The sequence below is a fragment of the Devosia sp. A16 genome (genome assembly GCF_001402915.1).
Lineage (GTDB): Bacteria > Pseudomonadota > Alphaproteobacteria > Rhizobiales > Devosiaceae > Devosia_A.
This window is the reverse complement of sequence record NZ_CP012945.1, coordinates 4,429,917-4,455,640: the sequence shown is the minus strand read 5'-3', so window position 1 is coordinate 4,455,640 and position 25,724 is coordinate 4,429,917. Positions and strand designations below refer to the sequence as shown.

General features: G+C 64.7%; 26 protein-coding genes and 1 pseudogene. 13 read left to right on the top strand and 14 right to left on the bottom strand.

Annotated features, from left to right (window positions below):
* Positions 1–33 precede the first annotated feature (33 nt).
* A complete protein-coding gene (locus tag APS40_RS21395; RefSeq protein ID WP_055048964.1) occupies positions 34–348 on the bottom strand; it encodes a hypothetical protein in 315 nt (104 codons plus the stop codon).
* 256 nt (positions 349–604) lie between these two features.
* Here APS40_RS21395 and APS40_RS21390 point away from each other — a divergent pair, with 256 nt between their 5' ends.
* The 3 genes from APS40_RS21390 to APS40_RS21380 all read left to right on the top strand — a co-directional run bounded on the left by APS40_RS21390 (position 605) and on the right by APS40_RS21380 (position 2,487).
* The gene (locus APS40_RS21390) at positions 605–1,408 is read left to right on the top strand and encodes a DUF2189 domain-containing protein (protein WP_055048963.1); all 804 of its coding nucleotides are present in this window, start codon (positions 605–607) and stop codon (positions 1,406–1,408) included.
* Positions 1,409–1,555: 147 nt separating this feature from the next.
* The gene (locus APS40_RS21385; protein ID WP_055048962.1) at positions 1,556–1,891 is read left to right on the top strand and encodes a hypothetical protein; all 336 of its coding nucleotides are present in this window, start codon (positions 1,556–1,558) and stop codon (positions 1,889–1,891) included.
* Positions 1,892–1,989: 98 nt separating this feature from the next.
* On the top strand, positions 1,990–2,487 hold the full coding sequence (locus tag APS40_RS21380) for a cell wall hydrolase (RefSeq protein ID WP_236884152.1): 498 nt from the start codon (positions 1,990–1,992) through the stop codon (positions 2,485–2,487).
* Between the two features lie 10 nt (positions 2,488–2,497).
* Here APS40_RS21380 and APS40_RS21375 read toward each other — a convergent pair whose 3' ends face one another.
* Positions 2,498–3,181, bottom strand: coding sequence for an exopolysaccharide biosynthesis protein (locus APS40_RS21375; protein ID WP_055048961.1), 684 nt, complete (start codon positions 3,179–3,181; stop codon positions 2,498–2,500).
* A gap of 52 nt (positions 3,182–3,233) precedes the next feature.
* Positions 3,234–3,890, bottom strand: coding sequence for a DUF2076 domain-containing protein (locus APS40_RS21370; RefSeq protein ID WP_055048960.1), 657 nt, complete (start codon positions 3,888–3,890; stop codon positions 3,234–3,236).
* Between the two features lie 173 nt (positions 3,891–4,063).
* Here APS40_RS21370 and APS40_RS21365 point away from each other — a divergent pair, with 173 nt between their 5' ends.
* Entirely contained in the window at positions 4,064–4,723 is a 660-nt protein-coding gene (locus tag APS40_RS21365; RefSeq protein ID WP_055049774.1) for a sulfite oxidase-like oxidoreductase, read from the top strand.
* Between the two features lie 68 nt (positions 4,724–4,791).
* On the opposite strand, the gene APS40_RS21360 is transcribed toward APS40_RS21365, so the two are convergent.
* Together APS40_RS21360 and APS40_RS21355 are read right to left on the bottom strand one after the other, a co-directional pair.
* Entirely contained in the window at positions 4,792–5,295 is a 504-nt protein-coding gene (locus APS40_RS21360; RefSeq protein ID WP_055048959.1) for a DUF1993 domain-containing protein, read from the bottom strand.
* 32 nt (positions 5,296–5,327) lie between these two features.
* Positions 5,328–5,858 (bottom strand): hypothetical protein, encoded by a 531-nt coding sequence (locus tag APS40_RS21355; RefSeq protein WP_055048958.1) that lies wholly within the window; start codon positions 5,856–5,858, stop codon positions 5,328–5,330.
* 253 nt (positions 5,859–6,111) lie between these two features.
* Here APS40_RS21355 and APS40_RS21350 point away from each other — a divergent pair, with 253 nt between their 5' ends.
* The 5 genes and pseudogenes from APS40_RS21350 to APS40_RS25645 all read left to right on the top strand — a co-directional run bounded on the left by APS40_RS21350 (position 6,112) and on the right by APS40_RS25645 (position 9,191).
* Positions 6,112–6,594, top strand: coding sequence for a hypothetical protein (locus APS40_RS21350; RefSeq protein ID WP_055048957.1), 483 nt, complete (start codon positions 6,112–6,114; stop codon positions 6,592–6,594).
* 414 nt (positions 6,595–7,008) lie between these two features.
* Positions 7,009–8,484, top strand: a complete 1,476-nt coding sequence (locus tag APS40_RS21345) for an AMP nucleosidase (RefSeq protein ID WP_055049773.1) — start codon at positions 7,009–7,011, stop codon at positions 8,482–8,484.
* 50 nt (positions 8,485–8,534) lie between these two features.
* Positions 8,535–8,825 carry a nucleotidyltransferase family protein gene (locus tag APS40_RS21340; RefSeq protein WP_055048956.1) on the top strand — a complete coding sequence of 97 codons (291 nt, stop codon included), beginning with the start codon at positions 8,535–8,537 and terminating at the stop codon, positions 8,823–8,825.
* The gene (locus APS40_RS25235) at positions 8,822–8,974 is read left to right on the top strand and encodes a hypothetical protein (RefSeq protein WP_197279380.1); all 153 of its coding nucleotides are present in this window, start codon (positions 8,822–8,824) and stop codon (positions 8,972–8,974) included. The genes APS40_RS21340 and APS40_RS25235 overlap by 4 nt, the downstream gene beginning before the upstream one ends.
* Positions 8,940–9,191: pseudogene (locus tag APS40_RS25645) on the top strand (HepT-like ribonuclease domain-containing protein). The gene APS40_RS25235 and the pseudogene APS40_RS25645 overlap by 35 nt, the downstream one beginning before the upstream one ends.
* A 4-nt stretch (positions 9,192–9,195) precedes the next feature.
* Here the strand turns inward: APS40_RS25645 and APS40_RS21335 are convergent.
* From APS40_RS21335 to aspS, 4 genes are all read right to left on the bottom strand, one after another.
* On the bottom strand, positions 9,196–9,486 hold the full coding sequence (locus tag APS40_RS21335) for a Dabb family protein (protein WP_055048955.1): 291 nt from the start codon (positions 9,484–9,486) through the stop codon (positions 9,196–9,198).
* Entirely contained in the window at positions 9,486–11,777 is a 2,292-nt protein-coding gene (locus APS40_RS21330) for an NADP-dependent malic enzyme (protein WP_055048954.1), read from the bottom strand. Before APS40_RS21330 ends, APS40_RS21335 begins: the two co-directional genes overlap by 1 nt.
* Positions 11,778–11,874: 97 nt before the next feature.
* Positions 11,875–13,464: an EAL domain-containing protein gene (locus APS40_RS21325; RefSeq protein ID WP_055048953.1), complete on the bottom strand. Its 1,590-nt coding sequence runs from the start codon at positions 13,462–13,464 to the stop codon at positions 11,875–11,877.
* Positions 13,465–13,750: 286 nt separating this feature from the next.
* Complete coding sequence (gene aspS / locus APS40_RS21320) at positions 13,751–15,523, bottom strand: aspartate--tRNA ligase (protein ID WP_055048952.1); 1,773 nt, start codon at positions 15,521–15,523, stop codon at positions 13,751–13,753.
* Positions 15,524–15,743: 220 nt separating this feature from the next.
* Between aspS and rnd the strand changes: the two genes are divergently transcribed.
* Positions 15,744–16,913 (top strand): ribonuclease D, encoded by a 1,170-nt coding sequence (gene rnd, locus APS40_RS21315; protein WP_055048951.1) that lies wholly within the window; start codon positions 15,744–15,746, stop codon positions 16,911–16,913.
* Positions 16,914–16,923: 10 nt separating this feature from the next.
* Here rnd and APS40_RS21310 read toward each other — a convergent pair whose 3' ends face one another.
* Genes APS40_RS21310 through APS40_RS21295 form a run of 4 tightly spaced genes read right to left on the bottom strand, consistent with a single transcriptional unit; the run spans position 16,924 to position 22,505 of the window.
* Positions 16,924–18,462 (bottom strand): Ppx/GppA phosphatase family protein, encoded by a 1,539-nt coding sequence (locus APS40_RS21310; RefSeq protein ID WP_055048950.1) that lies wholly within the window; start codon positions 18,460–18,462, stop codon positions 16,924–16,926.
* On the bottom strand, positions 18,459–20,672 hold the full coding sequence (locus APS40_RS21305; protein ID WP_442855828.1) for an RNA degradosome polyphosphate kinase: 2,214 nt from the start codon (positions 20,670–20,672) through the stop codon (positions 18,459–18,461). Before APS40_RS21305 ends, APS40_RS21310 begins: the two co-directional genes overlap by 4 nt.
* A complete protein-coding gene (locus APS40_RS21300; protein WP_055048949.1) occupies positions 20,626–21,366 on the bottom strand; it encodes a hypothetical protein in 741 nt (246 codons plus the stop codon). Before APS40_RS21300 ends, APS40_RS21305 begins: the two co-directional genes overlap by 47 nt.
* The gene (locus APS40_RS21295) at positions 21,363–22,505 is read right to left on the bottom strand and encodes an AI-2E family transporter (RefSeq protein ID WP_082434588.1); all 1,143 of its coding nucleotides are present in this window, start codon (positions 22,503–22,505) and stop codon (positions 21,363–21,365) included. The genes APS40_RS21300 and APS40_RS21295 overlap by 4 nt, the downstream gene beginning before the upstream one ends.
* Positions 22,506–22,591: 86 nt before the next feature.
* Between APS40_RS21295 and purM the strand changes: the two genes are divergently transcribed.
* The 3 genes from purM to purN are packed head-to-tail and all read left to right on the top strand — an operon-like array spanning position 22,592 to position 24,739.
* Positions 22,592–23,668 carry a phosphoribosylformylglycinamidine cyclo-ligase gene (gene purM, locus APS40_RS21290; RefSeq protein WP_055048948.1) on the top strand — a complete coding sequence of 359 codons (1,077 nt, stop codon included), beginning with the start codon at positions 22,592–22,594 and terminating at the stop codon, positions 23,666–23,668.
* Positions 23,668–24,150, top strand: coding sequence for an AAA family ATPase (locus tag APS40_RS21285; RefSeq protein ID WP_055048947.1), 483 nt, complete (start codon positions 23,668–23,670; stop codon positions 24,148–24,150). Before purM ends, APS40_RS21285 begins: the two co-directional genes overlap by 1 nt.
* Positions 24,143–24,739, top strand: coding sequence for a phosphoribosylglycinamide formyltransferase (purN, locus tag APS40_RS21280; protein ID WP_082434587.1), 597 nt, complete (start codon positions 24,143–24,145; stop codon positions 24,737–24,739). Before APS40_RS21285 ends, purN begins: the two co-directional genes overlap by 8 nt.
* Here purN and APS40_RS21275 read toward each other — a convergent pair whose 3' ends face one another.
* Positions 24,740–25,702: a bifunctional helix-turn-helix transcriptional regulator/GNAT family N-acetyltransferase gene (locus APS40_RS21275; RefSeq protein ID WP_055048946.1), complete on the bottom strand. Its 963-nt coding sequence runs from the start codon at positions 25,700–25,702 to the stop codon at positions 24,740–24,742.
* Positions 25,703–25,724: the final 22 nt, after the last annotated feature.

Genomic DNA, 25,724 nt, shown 5'->3' with positions numbered 1-25,724 from the left:
GGCTTCGTTTACGCCGAGACCGCGACGACTACCCTATCCCTGCCTGTTCCTGCGGCTCCGCCGCCAGTTGGTCCATTTCCGCTGCACCCAGAAGCTCAAGCGGTTCAGCGGGCCCTGCAGGAACGGCAGATCCAGTGCCAGAATGAAGAGACCAAGCGGCAGCATCCAGGCCCCGAGAATCGGCAGGAAGCTGAAGATACCCCCCAGGATCAGCAGGATGCCCAGCGGGATGCGCACGAACCGCGACGAGGGCTTGCGGATCCACGCCAGGAAGCCGGTCGAAGCCGGTACAGCGCGGCCGATCCTGTCGAACTGCCGGTGCAGTCTCGCACCTTCCTTGCCTGTCATCACGATCCCCTTTTCTCATTGATTGCAACGCATTTGGGCATCGAGACCGGCGCATCAAGGCGCCGCAGCATGGCTTTTTGTCCCGCCACCGTCCTTGAAATCGGAACCCACCGCACCGACGCACACGAAAGGCTTACTTCGACAGGAGCGGAAAACCGGTCTAGGATGGTGGCTGAGACGCAGAGGCGGTTTCCGCCGGCGCGTAATAACGCCAAGCGGCGACCGTCCTGGGCTCCCCATTTCGAGGAGGATGGAGATGGTCGGCTTTCATGTGCTCACCAATGCCGAACGGCTCGAGGTTCCCGAGGTTCGCCGTATCGGCTTTGACGATCTCACCGGCGCGCTGGCCGAAGGTTGGCGCGACTTCTGGCAAAAACCGTCGCACCTGGCCTTTCTGGGCCTGATCTACCCCCTGGTGGGCGCCATGCTCGCGGTGTGGAGCTCGGGCAACAACTCGTGGCCGCTGCTGTTTCCCTTGATCTCGGGCTTCGCGCTGGTCGGTCCGTTCCTGGCGCTCCCCATCTACGAGATGAGCCGGCGACAGGAGCAAGGGCTCGACACGCACTGGCGCGCGGCCTTCGATGTGTTCAAGACCCCTGCTTTCGCCTCCATTGCCGCGCTGGGCGTGATGATGCTGATCGTCTTCACCGTCTGGTTGATGACGGCGCAGTTCATCTATGAATCCTTCTTCGGACCTGGCTCGCCGCCAACCCTGACGGCCTTCATCAACGAGGTGATGACCACGCCGCAGGGCCAACAGCTGATGATCTGGGGCAACCTTATCGGCTTCCTGTTTGCGGCTGCGGTGCTGGCCACCATGGTGGTCTCGATCCCGTTGCTACTCGATCGCGACCTCGGAACGGCGATCGCCGTACAGACTTCGATCCGCGTGACGATGCGCAACCCGGTGCAGATCGCCGCCTGGGGCCTGATCGTCGCCGTCCTGCTGGTCCTCGGGTCTATCCCGCTCCTGGTGGGGCTCGCCATCGTGGTGCCGGTGCTCGGCCATGCGACCTGGCATCTCTACCGCCGCGCCGTGGTTCCGGCCGGCAGTCGTTAACCTGTCGTTAACGAAACAGGACCAAGTTTATCGGGCTTAAGTAGAGGGCAGGATGAAGCTACCGGCTGGTGGCCCTGCCCTCGCCCAGTTTCAGGAACCCTGAAACCCACTGCCGCGTTAGCGCCTCACACACTGAGGAGCATCGCCATGGCCCATTCCCGCGGTTTCGATCTTTCCCACTTCACCGACGAGGCCCAGGACCGCTTCGGTCGGCAATTCGCGGGCCTAGCGCGAGATGCGGGCCAGCTATCCAAGGCCCTGGCGCGCTACAGCGACGGGGCCCGTCACGATGTCAGCCAGTTCGCGCACGACATGGCCGATAGCGCCATGCATCAGGGCGCGGTGGCGGCGAGAGTCCTTGGAAAGCAGGCCTGGAGGGCCGGCAAGGCAGTCCGCCGCGATCCTGCGCCGGCAGTGGCGGCCATGGTAGGTCTCGCCTGCCTGGTCAGCCTGCTGATGGCATCCGGTTCGCGTCGGCGCTGACATCCTCAACGTCCTCTTAACTTCAGTACGCGCATTCTAGGGAGCACGGGCGGCGTCAGCCCGGCTCCTTAGTTGTATCCTGCGTTCTGGAGTCATCATTGGCTGGGTCACTCAAGCTGCTGTTCGCGGCGCCGATGCTGTTGAGTCTCGTCGCCGGCTGCGCCACTTTCTCCCTCGGCGGCCTTTCCTCACGCGATTGCCTGGCGCGGGCCATGTACTTCGAGTCCAATCGCTCGAGCGAAGAGGGCATGCTTGCCGTCGGCACGGTGGTGATGAACCGCGTGGCCGACAAGCGCTATCCGCAGTCGGTTTGCGGTGTGGTGGGCCAGAAGAACCAGTTCGCCCCGGGCGTGTTGTCGAAGAAGATGACCGAGAAGCGCTCGGCGGCAATGGCCTACAGCGTTGCCGACCAGGTATTGCGCGGCGCCCGCCACCCGACGCTGTCCCGCGATGTGAAGCACTTCCACACCGCCGGCTACCGCTTCTCGTACAACAACATGTTCTACGTGCTGGAAGCGGGCGGGAACAATTTCTACGAGAAGCGTAAGGCCGGGACTTTCACCAACGATCCGTTTGCGGCGCTGGCCTACTGGTAAGGCCCTCGCGCTAGACCGCCGGTGCCGGCGGCGGTGCCCCCAGCCCAAAGAAGCTGAGCACGACGCCGACCGCCCAGCTGATCAGGACCCAGTAGATCCCGGCGACCACCGCCGTGGAGACGATGCCCACCAAGGCGCCCAGCACGATCCAGATGCCGTCGCGTTCGAGCAGCCCCAGCGCGATGATGCAGATGGCGATCGAAGGGGCCATGTTGGCGCCGGGGATCGGTAGCAGCACCAGCAGCGCCATTACGAAGGCGACGAAGCCGGCGAAATAGACCGCCGGCGGCTTGGCCAGGAACTCGAGGCGCGGCCTCATGATGCCTTCCGCCCGCGCCAGCCAGGGCGAGGCGGCCTTCATGACGCGATGGAAATCGACCCGGCTCAGCGAGCGATCGGTAATGATGCGCGGCAGCCAGGCGTTCATCCCCAGCATCAGCTGAGCGCTCAGGAAGACCAGCGGTGCGCCGACGATCGCCGACACGCCGGGCGGCATAGGCAGCGCCGTGATGATGGCGAAGATGAACATCAGGGCGCCGAGCGCCCGACGTTTCAAGGCCTCGAGCAGATCGCCGATGGAGATCCGATCGCGGTCCTCGGCTGCGGCGATGGCCATGAGGATGGCCGAGAGGCGATCCGCGCCCTCGGCCTTGTCCACTTTCGATAGGTCAATTTCTGCATGCGGCTCTGTCATCGGCGGTGATCATGCCCAACGATTCCCCGCCCCGGCAAGCCCAAGGGCTGCGTCAGAAATCCCCACCCATGTCGAACCCACCACCGTCGCCGCCGCCGAAATCGCCCCAGTCGCCTCCGGCATGGTCGCCGCCATCCTGGCCGGCGCCCTGATCCTGGTCGTTGACATTGTCGTTACCGGCATCGGCCGCCGCCCCATCGCTTGCAGAACTCTCGGCCGCGTTGGCTCCGCCGGCACCGAACAGCGAGCCGATGGCGCTGCCGAGCAGCACGCCGCCGGCAACACCGAGCGCCGTCTGTGCCGCTCCGGCGAGAAACCCGCCGCCAGCCGCCATCTGCCCGCGTTGGGCGCGAGCCTCGCCCGGCTCCTCGCGGCGATCCCACGGATTGCGGTTGCGCTGCACCTGCCGACTATCCTCATAGCGGTTCTGGCGACCATGGCCGTCGTCGAAGAGCCCGCCGAACATACCGCCGCGGCCACGCTCCTCGGCTTGGCGCTCCAGCTCGGCGATGCGGCGCTCGGCAACCTCGAGGGCATGCTGCTGCACAAGGATGGTTTGAGCCATGTAATACGGAGCGCCCGGCTGCCGCACGATCTCGCGGTCGATCAGCTCCTGCGCTTCGGGATCGCGCTCGGGGTTGCGGCGCTCGACATCGGCAAGCCGGTCGAACAGGCCTTCAATGGCGCGGCGGTCTTCGGGGTTCAGCATCTTCAGGCTCCAATGTTGAACGATACCGAACACATGGGGACCGTCCCAGGGCGTCACAATGGGCAGGCCGACCATAATCGGACATGCAAACGGCGGCAGGCTGCCGACGCAGGAATGTCCATTGACTTGCCGAACCGCTCGGCGAAGCTTTGAAGCATAGCAGCGAGGCCAGCATGTCCAGCGACGACGATCTCCCGGAAGACAGCAAGCTCACAAAGACCAAATCGCGCTGGGCGGAACTCGGCAAGTTCCTGACCGGGCAACTGTCGCGTCCCGAGGACGCCCGCCTGCCGCCTGGCCAGCATCTGGTCAAGAACTGGCCGATCCTCGACCTGGGCCAGACCCCGAACGTCGCCCGCGAGGTCTGGCGCCTCGACATCGCCGGTGCCGTCGAGCGGCCGCAGACCTGGTCGTTCGACGACCTGCTGGCGCAGCCGCAGGTCGACAGGCTCAGCGATATCCACTGCGTCACCAGTTGGTCGCGCTATGACAACCACTGGAAGGGTGTGACGACCCACCAGCTGATGGACGCAGTGGGGGTGAAGCCGGAGGCGCGTTTCGTGCTGTTCAGCTCCAGCGACGGCTATACCACGAACATGGCGATCGAGGATTTCGCCTCCGAGCAGGCGCTGATCGCCCACAGCTGGGAGAACGAACCGCTCAGCCGCGACCATGGCGGCCCGGTCCGGCTGGTGGTGCCGCATCTCTACTTCTGGAAAAGCCCGAAATGGCTGAAGCGCATCGAGTTCGCCGAGCGCGATCACCGCGGCTTCTGGGAAGTTCGCGGCTATCACAACCATGCCGACCCGTGGAAGGAAGAGCGCTACTCCTGAGGCGCTGCAGTCGGCAGTCGGCAGTCGGGAGAGATGTACTGCCGACTGCCTACTGCCCACTCACGACCTCAGCCGCCGGTGAAGTCGCGCTTGCCGATCGGCACGCCGTTGTGGCGCAGGATCGCGTAGGCCGAGGTGATATGGAAGAATATCTGCGGCACGGCGTTGAGCGTGACGTGCTCAATCGCCGGCACCTGAGTATCCTCACCGCGCACCTTGAGGGTCAACGTCTTGCCTTCGCTGCCGGCGAGATCGGCCTCCGAGAAGGTCGCGACGAATTCGAGCGCCTTCTTGACGCGGGCCCGCAGGTCCGCCAGCGTCGTCTCATTGTCTTCCCAGCTCGGCGGCGTGCGGCCGGTCAACCGCGCCAGGGTGAACTTGATGCGGTCGGTGGTCGATTGCACCTGGAAGGCCAGCGGATGCATGTCTGGAGCCAGCCGCGACGACACCAGCACTTCCGGCTTGATCTTGCGCTCGGCGGCGTTGACCTCGGCTTTCACCAGAATGGCGTCGAGGTTATTGAGATAGCGCGTGAACACCGGAACGGTGATCGCGTACATGGAAAGCGACATCGATAGTCCTCAGGTTTCGGTCAGGCGAGTGATCACCAGCTGTGGTCGACGCTGCGCTCGCGCGGCTGCGGCTGAGTGATGGCGGGCCAGGGATAGTCCTCGGGCAGGACGACCTGGAAATCGTAGGTGACGAGGATCTTTCCGTCGACGGCAATGGCGATCGAGTGCGCCCCGACCGGATCGCCGGCGGCGACACACCAGCTGTGGCTGAACCAGCCATCCGCGTCGAGTTCCGGGGTGAAGGTCCGTGTCGCCACCTTGCCGTCTGCGGAAATCTCGATGCCGTCCTCGGTGTCGGTGGCAAGGGTGCCCCAGTCGGCGAGGGCAACCGGCAATGTCAGGGTTTCGGTCGCCGTGGCCGGCGCATCGCCCGCGGCCAACCTGGCGTACCAGTTGTAGCAGGCATTGTCGGGGAGCAACGGCACCAGGGTGTCATTCAGCGCTTCGTCGTCACCGGCGTAGTGGTAGGTCACCTGAAATAGCGAGTCGACCATTTCCACCGCCGTCGCAGGCGTCGCGCCGCAGGCCAGCAGAAGTGCGATGGTCGGCAGAGATGCTCGCATTTTTCGTCTCATCATGGCGGGCCAAGACCTTAGCCCGCTCCTCCCGCCATCGGAAGCGGATTTGACGGCGCCAGTTTACGAAAGGGGCGGATTCTCGACCACCGCGCTGCGCGAGCCTACGTGTAGATACGCGAACCTTTCGGTAAGCATTGAGGCAACGCGTGTCCGTCGGTCATATTGCCTCCGGTTTCAAGGTGTTAGCCTTGAGCCGCTGAGGTCGCCGAAATCCGGCGACGCAATGGGAGAACGCCTGATGAGCGTCATTCGATACCTTGCCGGCATCGCCGCCGGCCTGTTGGTCGTGCTGGCCGTTCTGAGCCCGACCTACGCCCAGGACATGAACACCAGGGTCATCGTACCCGACGTACCCGGGGGCGCCCTGTTCACCGGCTGCTACCAGGTGCAGCAGCGCCTCTATGGCCCCTATCGCATGAGCTTCTGCCTCGAACAGCGCGGCACCTATTCGGTCCGCGGCGGCGGCGTCCGTTGCGACGGGCGGCTGAAGTGGTCGGCCAAGGGCCGCGACATCAATATCAACCTGCAGCGCACTTCGTGCGGCAACGGCGTGGCCTGGAGCGCCGACCGCCTGACCTGCCGCGGCGGCAACCTGCTGCCGGCTTTCCTCGCGCGCATCATCGTGCCGGACCTGCCGGTGCTGCAGACGCTGCGTTGCACCTACACCCCGTCGGCTCGCAACGAAAAGCCGGTGCAGATCACCGCTCGCCGCACCGACTGACATCGCGCCGTCATCGATCCAAAATAAGAGGGCCACGAACCATCTCTGGTTCGTGGCCCTGAGAAGCGCCGGCCGCACTGTTGAGGGCTTGGGGGCAGCGGCGGGCAACTTCTCCTACGTTCACCGGTGCATGGGTCGTTTGCAGTAGTCCAGTGAACTCCCCCCTAAAATGGGATGCATTTGCGTCAGGAAAAGTACCTTCACCGTAAGGTGAAGTAGATGAACAGACGGTAAGGTGATGCGCCTTCCGGAGCACCCACCGGTTCGCGCCTCAGCGCGCTCCCTGGTCCGAGCTGGCCGCGCCCTCGAGGCGGAAAAGTCTGCACCTTTTGCTGAAAACACTCTAAGGATGGGCTGCAAGCGGTGCTGCGCATCGCCCGGCGTGCTGCGCATCGCCTTGCCAACGAGAAGAACATGGACACCATCACTCCGCCGGCGCTGCCGCAGAAGGCCTTCACCGATCCCCACGCAGCCTGGGCCTATGTCGCCGAGATCTACCACCGCAATACCGGGTTCATTCGCGAGCAGTTGCTGGGGCTGACACGCGGCCGCGTGCCCAAGGGGCGGGTGCGGGCTTTCTATCCCGAGGTGCAGGTCACCTCACGCAGCTACGGCAAGACCGACAGCACCCTGCCCTACGGCTACCTCCACACACCGGGCATCTACCGCACCACGATCACCGCTCCCGACCTGTTCAAGACCTACCTGATCGAGCAGTTCGACGTGATCCTTCGCAATCACGGCGGCGCCATCGAGGTCGGCGAATCCTCCACCCGTATCCCGCTGCATTTCGCCATTCCCTCGACCGAGCGGATCGACGGCGAGGCCATCAACGCCCTGCCGATCCCGTTGCGCGATCTGTTCGATGTGCCGGACCTGCAGGATACCGACGACGAGATCGCCAACGGCACCTTCGTGCCGCCGCCGGGCGGCCCCTATCCGCTGGCGCATTTCACCGCGCCGCGCGTCGACTACTCGTTGCAGCGGCTCAGCCACTATACCGGCACCGAAGCCGAGCATTTCCAGAACTTCGTGATCTTCACGAACTACGGCTTCTACATGGACGAGTTCGCCCGCGTGGCCGAGCGCTACATGCTGGAAGGTCATCCCGAGTATGACAGCTTCGTCGAGCCCGGCGGCTTCGCAACGCTCAACCAACGGCTCGGCGGCGGCACCTCAGGGCTGCGCGCCACGCGCATCCCGCAGATGCCGGCGCTGCACCTCACCATGCCGCGCAACCGCGGCATCACCATCGTCAATATCGGCGTCGGCCCCTCCAACGCCAAGACCATCACCGACCACATCGCGGTGCTGCGGCCGCATGCCTGGATCATGCTCGGCCATTGCGCGGGCCTCAGGAACTCACAGGAACTGGGCGACTATGTGCTCGCCCATGCATACCTTCGCGAGGACCATGTGCTCGACGCCGACCTGCCGGTGACGGTGCCGATCCCGGCGCTGGCCGAAGTGCAGGTGGCGCTCGAAAAGGCCGTGGCCGAGATCACCCATCTCGAAGGGATCGAGACCAAACGCATCATGCGCACCGGCACGGTCGCGACCTTCGACAACCGCAACTGGGAGTTGCGCGACCAGGCCGAGATCACCCGGCAGCTATCGCAATCGCGCGCCGTGGCGCTCGACATGGAATCGGCCACTATCGCCGCCAACGGCTTCCGCTTCCGCGTGCCGTACGGCACGCTGCTCTGCGTTTCCGACAAGCCGCTGCACGGCGAACTGAAGCTCCCGGGCATGGCGTCGGACTTCTACCGCACGCAGGTAAACCGCCATTTCCAGATCGGGCTCAGGGCCATGGAGATTTTGCGCGACCAGCCGCCGGAGCGGCTGCATTCGCGGAAGCTTCGGAGCTTTGCGGAGACGGCGTTCCAGTAGCGGTATTGCAATCAGGCAGGCGTACCCTATCCTCTAGTGACGAGATCGAGATGCGCCCGTCCAAGGTATTTGAGAAGAACCGGGGATTGATCCGCGAGGTCGCCGCGCGCTACCGCGTGGCAAATCCTCGCGTCTTTGGCTCCGTACTGCATGGATCGGACAAGGAAGGCAGCGACATAGACATTGTCGTCGACGTTCTGCCGGACACGAGCCTGTTCGACTTGACCGGGCTGCAAAGTGATTTGGAGCAGGCGCTCGGTGTTCCGGTAGATGTCATAACGTCAACCGGCCTTCATCGTTTCATTCGCGACAAGGTGCTGGCGGAGGCGCAACCAGTGTGATTGACGAACGCATCGCGCTCGATCTCGACAATATGAAACAGGCCGCCGCAGAGGCGATCTCGTTTGTTAGCGGCAATCACCAAAGAGGACTTTCTGAGCGACAAGGTGCGGCAGATGGCGTGCGCGATGTGCTTGATCATCATCGGTGAAGCGACAAACCGAATCGAAAGGCGCTCCCCCGAGTTTGTCGCCGCGCACCCTGGTTGACCATGGAAGGAAATCCGCGGACTCCGCAATCGGATTGTCCATGACTACACAACGCTCGATCTCCCAACGATCTGGCTGGTCGCCCAAGACTCGTTGCCGGAGTTGCTGGCAAGTATCGAAGAAGTCGGCGAATTGGACCCGTGGCTGAGGAGCGACTAGTCCCTCACACCGGCACGTAGTCGATCTCCAGGAACTTCTCGACCTCGCGGTCCCAGCGCTCTTTCACGAACTTCACGTGCTTGGGGTGCTCATTGTAGGCCGTGTAAGCAGCCTGGTCGGCGAACTCCATCGAGAAGCCGAACTCGTAATCGTTCTTCTTCGAGACCTGTCGCAACTGCTCGAACTTCTTCACGCCCGGGATTTCCTTGAGCACCAAGGCGTCCCGGAGAAAGGCCTTCTCCATCAGCGAGCCGTGGGCGTGCTTCAAGTTGAATATGACAGTGTGCCGGATCATCAGATCCTCTCCCCCAATGCTACCGCTTCGCTGGCGGCAATTGCCGTCATATTGACGATTCCGCGGCTGGTGGTCGAGGGGGCAAGGATGTGGGCCGGGGCGCGCGGTCCCATCAGGATCGGGCCGACGGCGAGCGCGTTGTTCATTTCCTTGAGCAGCGTCATCGACAGGTTGGCGCTGTCGAGGTTCGGAAACAGCAGCAGATTGGCCTCGCCCTTCAGCACCGAGTCCGGGATGTAGCGGCTGCGCAGATCCTCATTGAGCGCCAGGTCACCCTGCATCTCGCCTTCGATAATCATCCCCGGCGCCACAGCCTTCAGCTTCTGATAGGCCTCCCGCATCTTGAAGGCGGTATCGCCGTCGCGCGAGCCGAAGTTCGAGTAACTGAGCAGCGCGGCCCGGGCCTCGATGTTGAAGCGCTTGAGGTGGTCGCGCGCCTGCAGCGCGATCGCCACGAGCTCGTCCGGGGTCGGGTCCATGTTGACGTAGGTGTCGGCGAGGAAGAAGACGCCGCGCGGCATGATCAGCATCGACAGCGCCGAAACATCCTTCACCCCGTCCTGCAGGCCGATGATCGAACGGATATCGCGCACGTGCTTGATGAAGCGACCCTGGAAGCCGCAGAGCATGGCGTCGGCATCGCCGCGCTTGACCGACAGCGCCGCGATCACCGTGGTGTTGGTGCGCACGATCGTGCGCGCGATGTCGGGGGTCACGCCGTTGCGGCCGACCAGCGAGTGGAACAGCTCCACATAGTCGCGATAGCGCGGATCGTCTTCAGGGTTCACCACCTCGAAGTCGCGTCCCGGCTTGATGGTCAGCCCGAAGCGCTGCAGCCGGCTCTCGATCACCTGCGGGCGGCCGATCAGGATCGGCTGCGCCATGCGGTCCTCGATCATCACCTGCGCTGCCCGCAGCACGCGCTCGTCTTCGCCGTCGGCGAAGGCCACGCGCTTCTGCTGCCCGATCACCTTGTCGATCACCGGCTTCATCACCAGGCCGGAGCGGAAGACGAAGCGGTTGAGGCTGTCGTGATAGGCCTGGAAGTCGGTGATCGGGCGCTTGGCCACCCCGCTTTCCATCGCCGCCCGTGCCACGGCGGGCGCGATGCGGAGGATCAGCCGCTGATCGAACGGGTTCGGGATGATGTGGTCGGGGCCGTAGACCGCCGGCTGGCCCGAGGGCGACACTTCGAGCCCAGGATCATGCGCCAGCTTGGCGATGGCCTGGGCCGCCGCGAGCTTCATTTCCTCGTTGATGGTGGTGGCGCCGACGTCGAGCGCGCCGCGGAAGATGAAGGGGAAGCAGAGGACGTTGTTGACCTGGTTGGGATAGTCCGAGCGCCCGGTGCAGACCATCGCATCGGGCCGGATTTCCTTGGCCACTTCGGGCATGATTTCCGGGTTGGGGTTGGCCAGTGCCAGGATCAACGGGCTCGGGCCCATCTTCTCGAGCATCTCAGGCTTCAACGCGCCGGCGGCCGAAAGACCGAGGAAGATATCGGCTCCATCGATCACTTCGGCCAGCGTGGTCGCGTTCGACTGCCGGCAGAAGCGACCGCGCCACTTGTCGTTGACGTCGTCGCGCTTGTCGGTCAGCAGACCGTCCTTGTCGGCCACCCAGATGTTCTCGAGCTTTGCTCCGAGGGCAACGAGGATGTTGAGGCAGGCGATGGCCGCCGCCCCTGCCCCCGACGTGCAGATCTTCACGTCCTCGATCTTCTTGCCACTGAGCTCGAGCCCGTTCAGCACCGCGGCGCCGACGATGATCGCGGTCCCATGCTGATCGTCATGGAACACCGGAATCTTCATGCGCTCGCGCAACGCTTCCTCTATGGCGAAGCACTCGGGAGCCTTGATGTCCTCGAGATTGATGCCACCGAAGGTCGGCTCGAGCGGCCGCACCACTTCGATGAACTTGAGCGGATCGGTCTCGTCGACCTCGATGTCGAACACATCGATGCCGGCAAATTTCTTGAACAGAACGGCCTTGCCTTCCATCACCGGCTTGGATGCCAGCGCCCCAATATTGCCGAGGCCAAGCACCGCGGTGCCGTTCGAAATCACCGCCACCAGGTTGCCGCGCGAGGTGTACCTGGTCACGGCATCGGGATCGGCGGCGATTTCCTCGCAGGGCGCGGCGACCCCGGGCGAATAGGCGAGCGACAGGTCGCGCTGGTTGCCCAGCGGCTTGGTGGCCTGAATCTCGAGCTTTCCGGGCTTGGGGAACTGGTGGAAATGCAGCGCCGCTTCACGCAGCGCTTTCTTCTGTTCGGTCACGTCGGCAGACATCAATACCCCTCCGGAAACTCAGGATGGAGTGCCACTAAACGCGGGCGATGAAAAGGCGGCTTTCGCGGGAACGACTCCGCACGAGGCGCCAAGATCGCTAGGCAGCGCTTACCTGCGGCAGCCCCGGCAGCACGACCGGGGCATTCAGCGCCCGCGCCAGGTCGCGGAAAGCTCCCGCCTTCAGCGCCGGGGCGAACAGGTAGCCCTGGGCCTGCACTACCCCACGCGCCCTCAGGTACAGCGCCTGAGCCTCGGTCTCGACACCCTCGGCGACGATCTCGGTCCCGAGGTCCCGCGCCATGGCAATGAGCCCGTCCAGCACCGGCACCGGCGCCCCCTCAGGCTTGATCATGTCGACAAAGACCCGGTCGATCTTCACCACGTCGACCCCCAGCGTCTGCAGATAAGCGAGGTTCGAGTGCCCGGTTCCCGCGTCGTCCATGGCGAGCCGGCACCCGAGCGCGTGCAACCCGGCAATGACGCTCTGCGCCTGCGCCATCTTCTCCAGCGGCTTGCGTTCGGTGATCTCGAACACCAGCTGGCGGAAGCCGATGGCAGAGTTGGCGAAGATGGTGTGCACGTCGTCGACGACGTTGCCGTCGCGAAAGTGCCCCTCGAACAGGTTGATCGAGATCTTGATGTCCGGCATGTCGGCGCACAGCCCGCCGAGATCGGCCTTCACCTGCTGCATCAGACTCACGGTCATCGGCAGCGCCAGGCCAGTCACCTCGGCATAGTCGATGAAGGCGCCGGGCGGCACCACTTCGCCGTTCTTCTTCTCCCAGCGGCACAGCACCTCGCAGCCGGCCAGCGCACCGGTCCTGAGGTTGATCACCGGCTGGTAGTAGGGCTTCAGTTCGCCCGCCGCGATCGCCCGCTCGAGGTCGAAAGCCGGCAGGTCGGAGCGCCTCACATATTGCAGCGCGAGGATCAGAAAGGCGCCGCACATCAGCGCCGCGACGACGGTGAAGCTCGCGTCGAGATCGCCATAGTCGGCCCGCAAGATGGCGAACGGCACCGCCGCCGTCACCCGGATCGGCAGCTCGCCGGCAAAGCTCTCGGCGGTGACGTATTCGACATTGCCCCGCCCGTCATAGGCCTTGGGATCGCCCACGGCGACGATCTCGGCGCCATCGGTCAGCGCCACCCGCACCATCGAAGTGGGCTTCAGGCCGCTGAGCAGGCTGTCGGGTTCGGCCGCGAGGATCGGCACGAACGCCGACACTTTCCGCGTCGTGCCGAACGCCTGCGTCACCTTCAGTACCGGCATGCGAAGATCGGCGTATTTCGCCACCTCGATGGTCTCGGTCTGGTTGGGCACCGACAACGGATGCGACAGCGGCGAGTATTTCACGTCCTTGCCTAGAGCATCGCAGTACTGCACTCCGTCGGCATTCTCGACGAGCACCTGCTTGAGATAGAGGCTCTGCTCCATCTGCCGGTGGACATTGGCAATGAAGCTGGGCGTGCAGAGCGACGGGCTGTCGGCGAGGATGCGGCGCAGCGAGGAAATGGCCTCGTAGGCGGTCGCCTGCACCCTGCCCGCCACTCCGTCGGCCGATTGCTGCAGCAGCGCCCGCTCGCGCACCCGGACGTAGGAATCGAGCACGAAATCCACAGCCATGACCGGCAGGAACGCGGCGATGGCCGCGAGCAGCATCAGCACATGGGCATACCTGGACTTCAAGCGAATCCGCCCCCGACGGAGATAGGCAACAAATGCCTAGCGGGCGGACTTTAAGAGAGTGTTAACAATGATCGGCCAACCGTGCCGGAATGGGGCGGTGCTTGGCAGCTGCCATTGCAAAACGGAGGTTCCCCGCTTTCGCGGGAATGACCCGGTGTTTGGGGCCGATAAGCTGCAACGGCGAACCTGCGTCGACGCACGGAGTCATTCCCGCGAAAGCGGGAACCTCAGTTTCAGGTGTTGCCCCGCCCGGAACGAGAAAGGGCGCCCCGCGGGCGCCCTTCATTCACTTCGTGTCGGCGATGACGCGCACGTGCAGCTCGCGCAGTTGCTTGGGCTCGGCCGGGCTCGGGGCGCCCATCAGCAGGTCTTCGGCCTGCTGGTTCATCGGGAACAGCGTGATTTCGCGCAGGTTCTGCGCGCCGCAGAGCAGCATGACGATGCGATCGATGCCGAAGGCAGCGCCGCCATGCGGCGGAGCCCCGTACTGGAAGGCGCGATAGAGGCCGCCGAACTGCTCCTCGACCTCGGCGCGCGACTTGCCGGTCAGCTCGAACGCCTTGACCATGGTCTCGGGCAGCTGATTGCGGATCGAGCCCGAGGCGATCTCGAAGCCGTTGCACACCGCGTCATACTGGAACGCCTTGATGGTCAGCGGATCCTGGCTGTTCAGCGCCTCGATCCCGCCCTGCGGCATCGAGAAGGGGTTATGGGCGAAGTCGAGGCGCTTTTCTTCCTCGCTCCATTCGTAGAACGGGAAGTCGACGATCCAGCACAGCTTGAACTGATCGAGCTCGGTCAGGTTGAGATCGAGACCGATCTTCACCCGCGCTTCGCCGGCGAACTTGTACATCTTGTCGGGACGGCCGAGCACGAAGAACACCGCATCGCCATCGGCAAGCCCGAGTTGGGTGCGGATCGCCGCGGTGCGCTCTTCGCCGATGTTCTTGGCAACCGGGCCCGAGCCGGCGCCATCCTTGAAGAAGATGTAGCCGAGACCCGGCTGGCCCTGGCCCTGGGCCCAGGCGTTCATGCGGTCGCAGAAGGCACGGCTGCCACCGGTCCTGGCCGGAATTGCCCAGACTTCCACCTTGGGGTCGCTGGCGATCTGGTTGGCGAACACGCCGAAGCCGGAGCCACGGAAGTGCTCGGTGACGTCCTGCATCTCGATCGGGTTGCGCAGGTCCGGCTTGTCGGAGCCGTACTTGCGGACGGCCGTATCGTACGGGATGCGCGGCCACTCCTTCGTCACCGGCTTGCCATCGGCGAACTCTTCGAACAACCCGGTGATGACGGGCTGCATGGTGTCCCAGATTTCCTCCTGGGTGACGAAGCTCATCTCGAGGTCGAGCTGATAGAACTCGCCCGGCAGACGGTCGGCCCGCGGGTCTTCGTCGCGGAAGCACGGAGCGATCTGGAAGTAGCGATCGAAGCCGGCCACCATCAGCAGTTGCTTGTACTGCTGCGGGGCCTGCGGCAGGGCGAAGAACTTGCCAGGATGGATGCGGCTCGGCACCAGGAAGTCGCGCGCACCTTCCGGCGACGATGCGGTGAGGATCGGCGTCGAGTACTCGGCAAAGCCGATATCGCCCATGCGGCGGCGCATCGACGAGATCACCTTGGTGCGCTTGACGATGTTGGCGTGCAGGGTTTCGCGCCGCAGGTCGAGGAAGCGGTACTTGAGACGGATATCCTCAGGATAGTCCGGCTCCGCGAATACCGGCAGCGGCAGCTCAGTGGCCTCGCTCAGGACCTCGAGCTCGCGGATGAACACTTCGACTTCACCGGTCGGCTGCTTGGCGTTGACCGTCTCGGGCGTGCGCTGCTTCACCTCTCCGTCGACGCGGATCACCCATTCCGACCGCACGGTCTCGGCCAGCTTGAACGCCTTGGAATCGGGGTCGATCACCAGCTGAGTCAGGCCGTAGTGGTCGCGCAGGTCGATGAACAGCAGGCCGCCGTGATCGCGGACGCGATGCACCCAGCCACTGAGCCGCACATTATTGCCCACGTCACCCTGACGAAGGGCGGCGCAGGTGTGGGTGCGATAGCGGTGCATTTCACTCATCTCTTGTCTCTGAGGCAGGCGGATTCCGGGGCCGGACAAGCGCATGCGAGGGCGCAATTGTCAAGTTGACCCGACCCGGTGCAGGCCAGCCGAAACATCCGATCGGCGGAAACGCGCGCCGATCGACAGTGACTTATTCGCCACTCTTTGCTCGCCATTCGCGTCCCCCACTGTTATTCAAGGTCAAAAGCCTTGTGACGAAAGAGTCTTGATGGAGCTCATCACTTCGACCGACGTGCTCGCCGCCTTTTCGAAGCGCGCCGCCGGTTATGATTTCGTGACGGTCGATACCGAGTTCCTGCGCGAAACGACCTACTGGCCGAAGCTGTGCCTGCTGCAGGCAGCCACGAGCGACGAAGCGGTGCTGATCGATCCGCTCGCCCCCGGCCTCGACCTGTCGCCGTTCTTCGAACTGCTGGCCAACGACAAGGTCCGCAAGGTCTTCCACGCGGCGCGCCAGGACATCGAGATTTTCGTCAAGCTCACCGGCAAGGTGCCGGCCAACATCTTCGACACGCAGATCGCCGCCTCGGTGTGCGGCTTCGGCGACAGCATCAGCTACGACAACCTGGTGCGCTCGATCGCCAAGGTCGAGCTCGACAAATCCTCCCGCTTCACCGACTGGTCGGCCCGCCCGCTGTCGGAGAAACAGAAGACCTACGCCCTCGCCGACGTGACCCACCTGCGCGACGTCTACGCTGCGCTGGTCAAGCAGGTCGACGATACCGGCCGCTGGGACTGGGTGGAGGACGAGCTGGCGGTGCTCGAGTCGATCCACACCTATGTGGTGCAGCCCGAACATGCCTGGGAGCGGCTCAAAGCCCGGCTCGCCAAGCCGCGCGATGTCGCAGCGCTCAAGGCGCTCGCCGCTTGGCGGGAGCAACGCGCGCAGGACACCGACCAGCCGCGCAGCCGTATCCTCAAGGACGACGCACTGATCGAACTGGCCATGCAGCGTCCCCTCAACCCGGAGAGCTTCGACAAGCTGCGCGCCGTGCAGCGCGGCTATGGCCGCTCATCGGCCGCCGCCGAGATCATCTCGATCCTCAAGGACGTCGAAGCCTTGGGCAAGGCCGACCTGCCCAAGCTGCCCGACCGCCATCGCGGTCCGTCGCCCAAGGGCGCCGTCGGCGACCTGCTGCGGGTTCTGCTGAAGTCGGTAGCCGAGGATAATGGCGTCGCCTCACGCATCATCGCCACCTCCGACGATATCGACGCGTTGGTGCTGGACGACGAGGCGGACGTGCCGGCGCTGAAGGGTTGGCGCCGCAAGCTGTTCGGCGACAAGGCGCTTGCCATCAAGCACGGTAAGCTCGGCCTTGCGGCCAGCAAGAGTGGCGTCATCGAGATCGAGATCATCGACGACGACGACGAGGAGTAAGGCCGAGCGCCTACCCCGCCACCACGTCCGTGAGCTTGATCCCAACCACGCCGGCCAGTTGATCCAGCCGGCCGCGCAGGTGCTCGCCGTCGAGGAACGCCAGGTCCGCCGGCAAATGCAGTTTCAGGATCCCCTTGTCGATGACAAAGCCGACGCGCGGCAGCACGCCGGGCATGGCGGCCGACATCGGATAGGCGACCCGGAACGCCGCCCCCAGCAGTCTCGCGCGGGCGCTCATCGTCGGGCCGGAGAGCGCCAGGAGGCTCTGGCTCATCGATTTCTGCTTCAGCCCCATATAGCGGACCGCCAGCACCTCGGCGAGGAAGGCGCGCCCAGCATGATCGACGCCGGTGGCCGAACCGTACGCCACCATGTCCACCGCCTGCTCGCCGCGATAGTCGGGATGGCCGCGCCAGCCGATATCGGCGAGGTAGCAGGCGACTTTGCGCAGCCGCGTCTCCTCGGCCGTCTCGGTGATGCCGATGGTGGTCAGCAGTTCGGCGGTGAAATCGATCAGGTCCTCGGCATGTGCCGGCGAGCGTGAGCGCAGTACGCTCATCTGCTCGGCCATCTGCATCAGCGGGTCGACGGCGCGCTCGGTGTCGTCGAGCAGGCCATAAAGATAGCCCTCGCGCACGCCGAGCGCCGAGAACACGACGGTCTCGAACTTGCCGGCCTTGAGCACTTCGATCATCACCGCCGCACCATAGGGCACGAGGTCGCGACGGCCGGAACTGACATGTTCGGAACCGGCATAGGGCTTGCCGGTGGCGGTCGCCGCGACGATGTCCTCGCACAGCTTCAGCATGTCGGCGGCCTTGATCGCGTAGTTCTGCACCATGTGCAGCGGGTAATCGCGTAGCACCTGGTGTACTTTGGCAAGCGATCGCCAGGTGCCGCCTATGGCGCAGAAGCTACCGCCCGCGCCGCCCAGCAGCCTGGACTTCTTCAGCCGCTTGCCGGCGAGCGCCTGCGCCTTGCTCGGCGAAACGCCGGAATCGTCCTGCAGCCGGATGACGCCGAGCTCGTGCGTCTCGCCAGTGGAATCGGTCCCGCCCGCAATCGAGGAGAGTTCGAGGCTGCCGCCGCCGAGGTCGCCGACCACGCCGTCGAACCCGGGCATGCCGGAGAGCGCGCCAAGCGCCGCGAAATGCGCCTCCTCGGCACCCGACAGCACCGTGACCTTGGCGCCCATGATCTCCTCGACCGCGTCGACGAACGCCTTGGAATTGGACGCCTCGCGCACGGCCGAGGTCGCAAGGATATGCGTGGTGCCGACCCGCATCAGCTTCGACACCAGCGCGAAGCGCTGGATGGCGGTCAGCGCGCGGTCGATGTTCTCGTAAGCGATCTTGCCGGTCTGGGCGAGGCCGCGCCCGAGGGCGCAGGCGGTCTTCTCGTTGTAGAGCGGGGTCAGCGAGCGGGCGTGGCGCTCGTAGACCACAAGGCGCACCGAATTGGAGCCGATATCGAGCACGGCAACAGGCCGCGCGCCCTTCAGGCGCCCTTGCGCGGTGGGGTCGGCGTCGACGCCCCAGTATTGGTTCACTGGCTTCTCTCTTCGTTGTCGCGTTTGAGTGCGGTGCCGCGGCCCGAGAGGCTGGCGTGGGTCATAAAGTAATCGTGCGCGTTGTAGGGCTCCTCGCCCTCCGCCGGCTTTATCCTATCGGAACTGCCGTCGGGAAGCACCTCCCAGCTCTGCTGGTTGTCTTTCAGATACGCTACCATGGTGCGATCGAGGATCTGCTCGTGCACGGTGGTATTGAGGATGGGCACCATCACCTCGACGCGCCAGTCGAGGTTACGCTGCATGATGTCGGCGGAGCTCATGTAGATCTTGGCCCGTCGCGAGGGCAGCGGCGCCCCCTGCCCGAAGCAGAAAATGCGGCTGTGCTCGAGGAAACGGCCGACCACCGACTTCACCCGGATATTGTCCGAGAAGCCGGGGATGCCGGGCCTGAGACAGCAGATGCCGCGCACGATCAACTCGATCTTCACGCCCTTGCGGCTCGCGTCGTAAAGCGCATCGATGATCTCGGGATCGACCAGCGCATTCATCTTCAGCCAGATGTTGGCCGGCTCGTTCCGCTCGGCGAACTCGACCTCGCGGGCGATATGATCGAGCAGCGTCTGGCGCAGCGTCACGGGCGAAAAAGCGATCGCCTCCATCTCGGCGGGACGCGCGTAGCCGGTGATGAAGTTGAAGACGCGCGCCACGTCGCGGGTGATCGACGGCTCGGTGGTGAAGTAACTGAGGTCGGTGTAGATCTTGGCGGTGATCGGGTGGTAGTTGCCGGTGCCCAGGTGGCAGTAGCTGACCAGCTTGCCGCCCTCGCGCCGCACCACCTGGCTCATCTTGGCGTGGGTCTTCAACTCAATGAAGCCGAACACCACCTGGGCGCCGGCGCGCTCAAGGTCCCGAGCCCAGCGGATATTGGCTTCCTCGTCGAAACGCGCCTTCAGCTCGACCAGCGCCGTCACCGACTTCCCGGCCTCCGCAGCCTGCACCAGCGCCTTGACGATCGGGCTGTCGCGAGACGTGCGATAGAGCGTCTGCTTGATGGCGACCACGTCCGGATCGCGCGCCGCCTGCATCAGGAACTGCGCCACCACGTCAAAGCTCTCGAACGGGTGGTGGACCAAGAGGTCCTTGGCACGAATGGCGGCAAAGATATCGCCATTGTAGTCGCGAATGCGCTCGGGGAAGCGCGGCAGGTAAGGCGCGAACTTCAGATCGGGCCGATCGACGTCGCATATCTTCGAGGCATCGGCGAGGCCGAGGAAGCCCTCGACCTCGAAGGTGTCGCTGGCGCCGACCCCAAGCCGTTCGGAGATATGACGGCGCAGGGCGCGCGGCATCTTCTTTTCGATCTCGAGGCGGATCACCATGCCGCGACGCCGCTGGCGCAGGGCGGATTCGAACTCCACCACCAGGTCGGCGGCTTCGTCGTCGATTTCGATTTCGCTGTCGCGAATGATGCGGAAAGCGCCCGAGCCCGATACCTGGTAGCCGGGAAACATCTTGTCGATGAAGCGGTTGATCAGCGTGTCGATGGTCACCACCTCGACCCGGTTCGGCGCCGTCAGTTCATTGGGCAGCCTGACGAAGCGATCGAGGTTGGAGGGCACGCGCACCAGGGCGGTCAGCGTCTGGGTCGTCCCCTCGCGCACCATCTCGAAAGCGAGGGTGAAACCGAGATTGGGGATGAACGGGAACGGGTGCGCCGGATCGACCGCGATCGGCGTCAGCACCGGGAAGATCTCTTCGCGGAACAGTTTCTGCAGGTATTTCACCTGCTCCGGGGTCAAGTCGTCGGCCTCGTGGATCACCACGTCCTTGGCGAACAGTTCTTCGCGCAGCTGTTGCCAGTGATCCTGCTGTTCGAGGTGCAGGTGCTGGGCAAGCGTCGCGATCTCCTCGAGCTGCTCGGCCGGCGACAGGCCGTCGGCGCTCTGCTTGGTGAGGCCGGCGCGCAGCTGACCCTTGAGCCCCGCCACCCGCACCATGAAGAACTCGTCGAGGTTGTTGGCCGAGATCGACACGAAGCGCAGCCGCTCGAGCAGCGGATGATTGACGTTCCCCGCCTCCTCCAGCACCCGCATGTTGAACTGCAGCCAGCTGACCTCACGGTTGACGAAGCGCGCCGGGCTCTGGCGCAGCTCGATCACGTCGGGCGCCTCGGCCTCCGGCTGTTCCGCGATTTCGCTCATCTCATTCATCGTCGTCGGCTCCGAGGTCGAGGGCCAGCTGTCGGTCATCGCGCGCCGCGCTCCGCTGCCTGAGCGCTTCGCCGGCGATGGCACGCGTGATGGCTGAGCCACGCTCCAGCGCCATGCGATCCATCATCGCGGCAAGGGCAACCGCCTCTTCCGACGATCGTTCCATGCGCGCCACCAGATAAGCGATGATCCTGGGTTCGACCGCCACCTGGCGGTCAGCGAATAACTTCACGAACATCTGTGACAATTGAATGTCGTCGCTCAGTGACACGGTGAAATGCGCCGCGAGTCGAGCCCGCGATTTCAGATCATCGGTCGCAAACGGCCAGTTTGCAACGGGCTGACGCGCTGTGAGCAAGAGCGGGCGACGATCGCGCATCGACTGGTTGAGCAGGTGAAACAGCTCTGCCTCGGCATAGCCCGCCCGATCGGCATCCTCCACCACCAGAGGCTGCGTGCCGCCCTGCCGCGACAGCGCCTCGGCGCTGTCAGGAGCCGCCTGCCCTGCCCCGGCCCGCTCGGCCCAGATGCGCGCCAGATGCGACTTGCCCGAGCTTGGAGGCCCCTCGATCAGCGTGAGCGGTGCGGGCCAATGGGGAAAGGCCAGGACATGCGCGTGTGCCAGCCGATTACCCTCGCCGACGATGAAATCGTCCTCGGCATGCGAGGCCTCGTGGCCAAGATCGAGCGCCAGTTGTCCAGGTCGCGGCGCGACAGAGTCCGGCAGGGTCATTTCTCCGCCGGAGTGCGCGACTTCCGCGCCGGCCTGGTTGCTGCCGGCTCGGGCGCCGGGGATACCGCCGGCGCGTCCTCCGGGCCGAGATAGAGGCTCGATTGCTGGTATTTGGTCAGCGCATAGCGGGTCAGCACGCCGGAGATCGCCGCCAGCGGCACGGCCAGCAGCAGGCCGACGAAGCCGAACAGCAATGCGAAGGCAAACAGTGCGAACATCAGCCAGACCGGGTTGATGTTGATGCTCTGCCCGACCAGCTTGGGATAGAGGATATTGCCCTCGAGGAACTGGCCGACGATGTAGATCATCAGGACGATCAGGACGAAGACCCACTGGTCGGGCCAGAACTGCACCAGCGCCACGGTCATCGACAGCGCGAAGCCGACAAGAAACCCGACATACGGCACGAAGCTCAACAGCCCGCCGATGAGGCCGATGGCAAGGCCGTAGTTGAGCCCCGCGAGTGTCAGCGCCGTGCAGTAATAGACGCACAGCACCAGGATCACCGAGCCCTGACCGCGGATCACGCCGGCCATGGCGGCATCGATATCGCCCAGGACACCGCGAATCTCGCCGCGATAGCGGCGCGGCAGCAGGTCATCGACTTTCTTGACCATGCCTTCCCAGTCGACCAAGAGGTAGAAGGCCACCACCGGCGTGATGAACAGCACGGCGATAGTGTTGATCACCGTCAGCCCACTCTGCGCCAGCGTCGCGGTGATGATGCCGGCGAACTCGACGCCGCGGCCGATCAGGTCAGTGAGGCTGCCTTCGAGTTGCGCGGTCCGTTCCGGCCCCAGCCACTCGGTGAATTGCGGCGCCCATTGCCGCAACAGGTCCTGCAGATCGCTCACATAACCGGGAAGACCGGCAACGAGGCCGCCAACCTGCACCGCCAGCAACGGCACCAGGGCCAGCAACAGGCCAAGCAGCAGCACCAGCACCAGCAGCAGCACCAGCATCGAGCCCCAGGAGCGCCCGATCCCAAGCTTCTGCAGCCAGTTGACCAGCGGGTTGAGCAGGTAGGCAAGGGTGAGCCCGACGACGAACGGCAACAGGATCGAGCGGAACACCCAGAGCAGCAGGATGGCCGCGACAAACAGTCCGGCCCAGATCAGCACCTGATATCTTAGGCTCAACGTCCGGGGCGTCTCTTGCGTGACTGAGGTGGAGCGGTTATCAGCGCTCGGCAATTCCGCTACCCCTGAAATCTGGCGAACAGCCTATGTCCGACGCGCAAAACGTGCCATCAAACGGGCTCTCGTACAAGCAGGCCGGCGTCGACATAGACGCAGGCAACGCGCTTGTCGAGGCCATCAAGCCCGCCGTCCGCTCCACCCGCCGCTCCGGCGCCGACGCCGAGATCGGCGGCTTCGGCGGTCTGTTCGACCTCAAGGCCGCCGGCTTCACCGATCCGATCCTGGTCGCTGCCAACGACGGTGTGGGCACCAAGCTCAAGATTGCGATCGAGACCGGCAATAACGGCAGCATCGGCATCGACCTCGTGGCGATGTGCGTCAACGACATCATCGTGCAGGGCGCCGAACCGCTGTTCTTCCTCGACTATTTCGCCACCGGCAAGCTCGACGTCGCCACCGGCGCCGCCATCGTCGAGGGCATCGCCGAAGGCTGCAGGATCGCCGGTTGCGCGCTCATCGGCGGCGAGACCGCCGAGATGCCGGGAATGTATCACGGCAAGGACTACGACCTCGCCGGCTTCGCCGTCGGCGCCGCCGAACGCGGCATGCTGCTGCCGCGCACCGATATCGAGGCGGGCGACGTGCTCGTCGCCATTGCCTCGTCGGGCGTGCATTCCAACGGCTACTCGCTGGTGCGCAAGATCGTCGAGGTCTCCGGCATCGACTGGTACCTGCCGGCGCCGTTCGAACCGGGCAAGTCGCTGAGCGACGCCTTGCTGATCCCGACGCGCATCTACGTCAAGCCGCTGTTGTCAGCGCTGAAGGCCGGCATCGGCATCAAGGCGCTGGCGCACATTACCGGCGGCGGCTTCATCGACAACATTCCGCGCGTCCTGCCGGACCACCTGTCGGCGCATATCGAGCTCGGCAAGATCACCGTTCCCAAGGTGTTCGGCTGGCTGGCGCGGGTCGGCGGCATGACCGAGCGCGAAATGCTGCGGACCTTCAACTGCGGCGTGGGCATGCTCTGCGCCGTCTCGAAGCAAGACGCGAGCAAACTGGTGGAACACCTTGCATCGGCAGGCGAAACCGCTGCCATCGTCGGTGAACTCAGGCCACGGGCCGGCGAGCCGGTGACCTTCGAAGGCGCGCTCGCGCTCTGATGACCGAGCGCCGCGGCCGACTGATCATCGTCTGCGGATTGCCCGGTGCGGGCAAGACCACGGTCGCCACCGACCTGGCGCAACGCCACGCCGGCGTCCGCTATTCGCCGGATGACTGGATGGATACGCTCGGGATCAACCTGAGGGACGAGGCCAAGCGGGCCGGCATCGAGCAATTGCAATGGCAGCAGGCGCAAAACCTGCTGTCGCTTGGCGGTACGGCGATCATAGAGTGGGGCACCTGGGCGCGCTCCGAGCGCGATGCGCTGCGCGAGGCCGCTCGCGCGCTGGGCGCGGCGGTCGAGCTCGTCCATATGGATGCCCCAATCGACGTGCTCCTCGACCGTGTCACCCGCCGCGGTCGGGAATCACCGCCGATCGACCGGGCCATGCTAGAAAATGCTTCGCACGCGTTCGAGCGGCCGACCGCCGAAGAACTCGCCCTCTACGACCCTCCAGTGAAGGCCCGTCCCCGTGACTGAACCCAAGAAGCGCGTCGCCATCCTGATCTCGGGCCGCGGGTCGAACATGACTGCGCTGATCGAAGCAGCCAGGGCGCCCGACTATCCGGCCGAGATCGTCGGCGTGTTCGCCAACAAGCCCGATGCGGCGGGGTTGCAGACAGCCGCCGGACAGGGCATCGCCACGGCCTGGCGCTGGCACAAGGACTATCCGAGCCGCACGGGATTCGAACTCGCGCTTTCGGACGTACTCAAACTGTGGCGCCCCGACATCATCGCGCTGGCCGGCTTCATGCGCCTGTTCACACCGGAATTCACGCAGAAATGGCAGGGCCGGATGATCAACATCCATCCTTCGCTGCTGCCCCTGCACAAGGGACTGCACCCGCAGCAACAGGCGCTCGATGCGGGCGACAGCGAGAGCGGCTGCACCGTGCATTTCGTCACCGCGGGCACTGACGAGGGCCCGGCGATCCTGCAGCGCCGTGTGCCGATCCTTCCCGGCGACACCGAAGACACGCTCGCCGCCCGTATCCTCATCGAGGAACACCGCGCCTATCCCGAGGCGCTGGCCATGCTGGCCCGCGGCGAAGTCACTCTGGGCAGTTGATCAGGCCGCCACCGCCGCGCGACCACGCCAGATCATGTAGACATTGGCGCGGCCATAGGACGAGCCCTCACGAACCGCCGGCTGGTGCTCGAAGCCGGTGCGCTCATAGAGATGGATCGCCGATTCGAGCCGGCTGTTGGTCTCGAGGTAGAGCTGGCCGCCGCCCAGCCGCTCGAACTCGCCGATTGCGGCCTCGATCAGCTTGCGGCCGATGCCGAAGCCGCGCGAGGCGGGATCCACGCCCATCTTGGTGAGCTCATATTCGCCGGGGGCGTGCTGCTTGAGCGCACAGGTGCCGACGACGGTGTCGCCGAGCTGCGCGAACAGCACTGCGCCGCCGTGCTCGACGATCGCCTCGGGGTTCGACATCACCTCGATGTCGTAGGGTTCCAGCTCAAAGTAGTGTTCCAGCCAGATGGCGTTGAGCCGATAGAAGTGGGTGCGCAGTTCCGGATTCAGCGGTACGATGCGCACTATCTCCTGTTGCTGCTCACGCGCTTTCGCCGCGATATTGTCGGCAAGCCCGGGCGCCGCCATCTGCTCGAGCCCCGCCAGCAATGTTTCCGGATCGAGGCCGGCACTGCGTACCCGCTCCTCCAGCCCATCCCGCATCGCCCGCCACAGCGGCTTGGCCGCCTGCAGCGCTGCCTCTGCCCTGGCGGTCAGCGTCAGTCGTCGCGTCCGGCGATCGCCGGCGTCGCTCGCCGTGCTCACCCAACCGTCGCGGACCAATCGCGTGGTCAACTGGCTGATGGCCGAATGGGTCTGCCCCACCGCCGCAGCAATCTCGCCCACCATCATCGGGCCGCGGTCGTGCAGCAGCCGCAGAATCGGAAACCATCGGCCCTGCAGGGCGATGCCATGCCGGGCATAGACCTCGTCGGCCATGGCGTAGAGCTGATCGCTGACGGCCTTGAGCTGGCTGCCGAGTGACAACAGGCCCATGTCGCCAAGGTAGGTCATGCAAAGGCTCCCGCAGCACGAT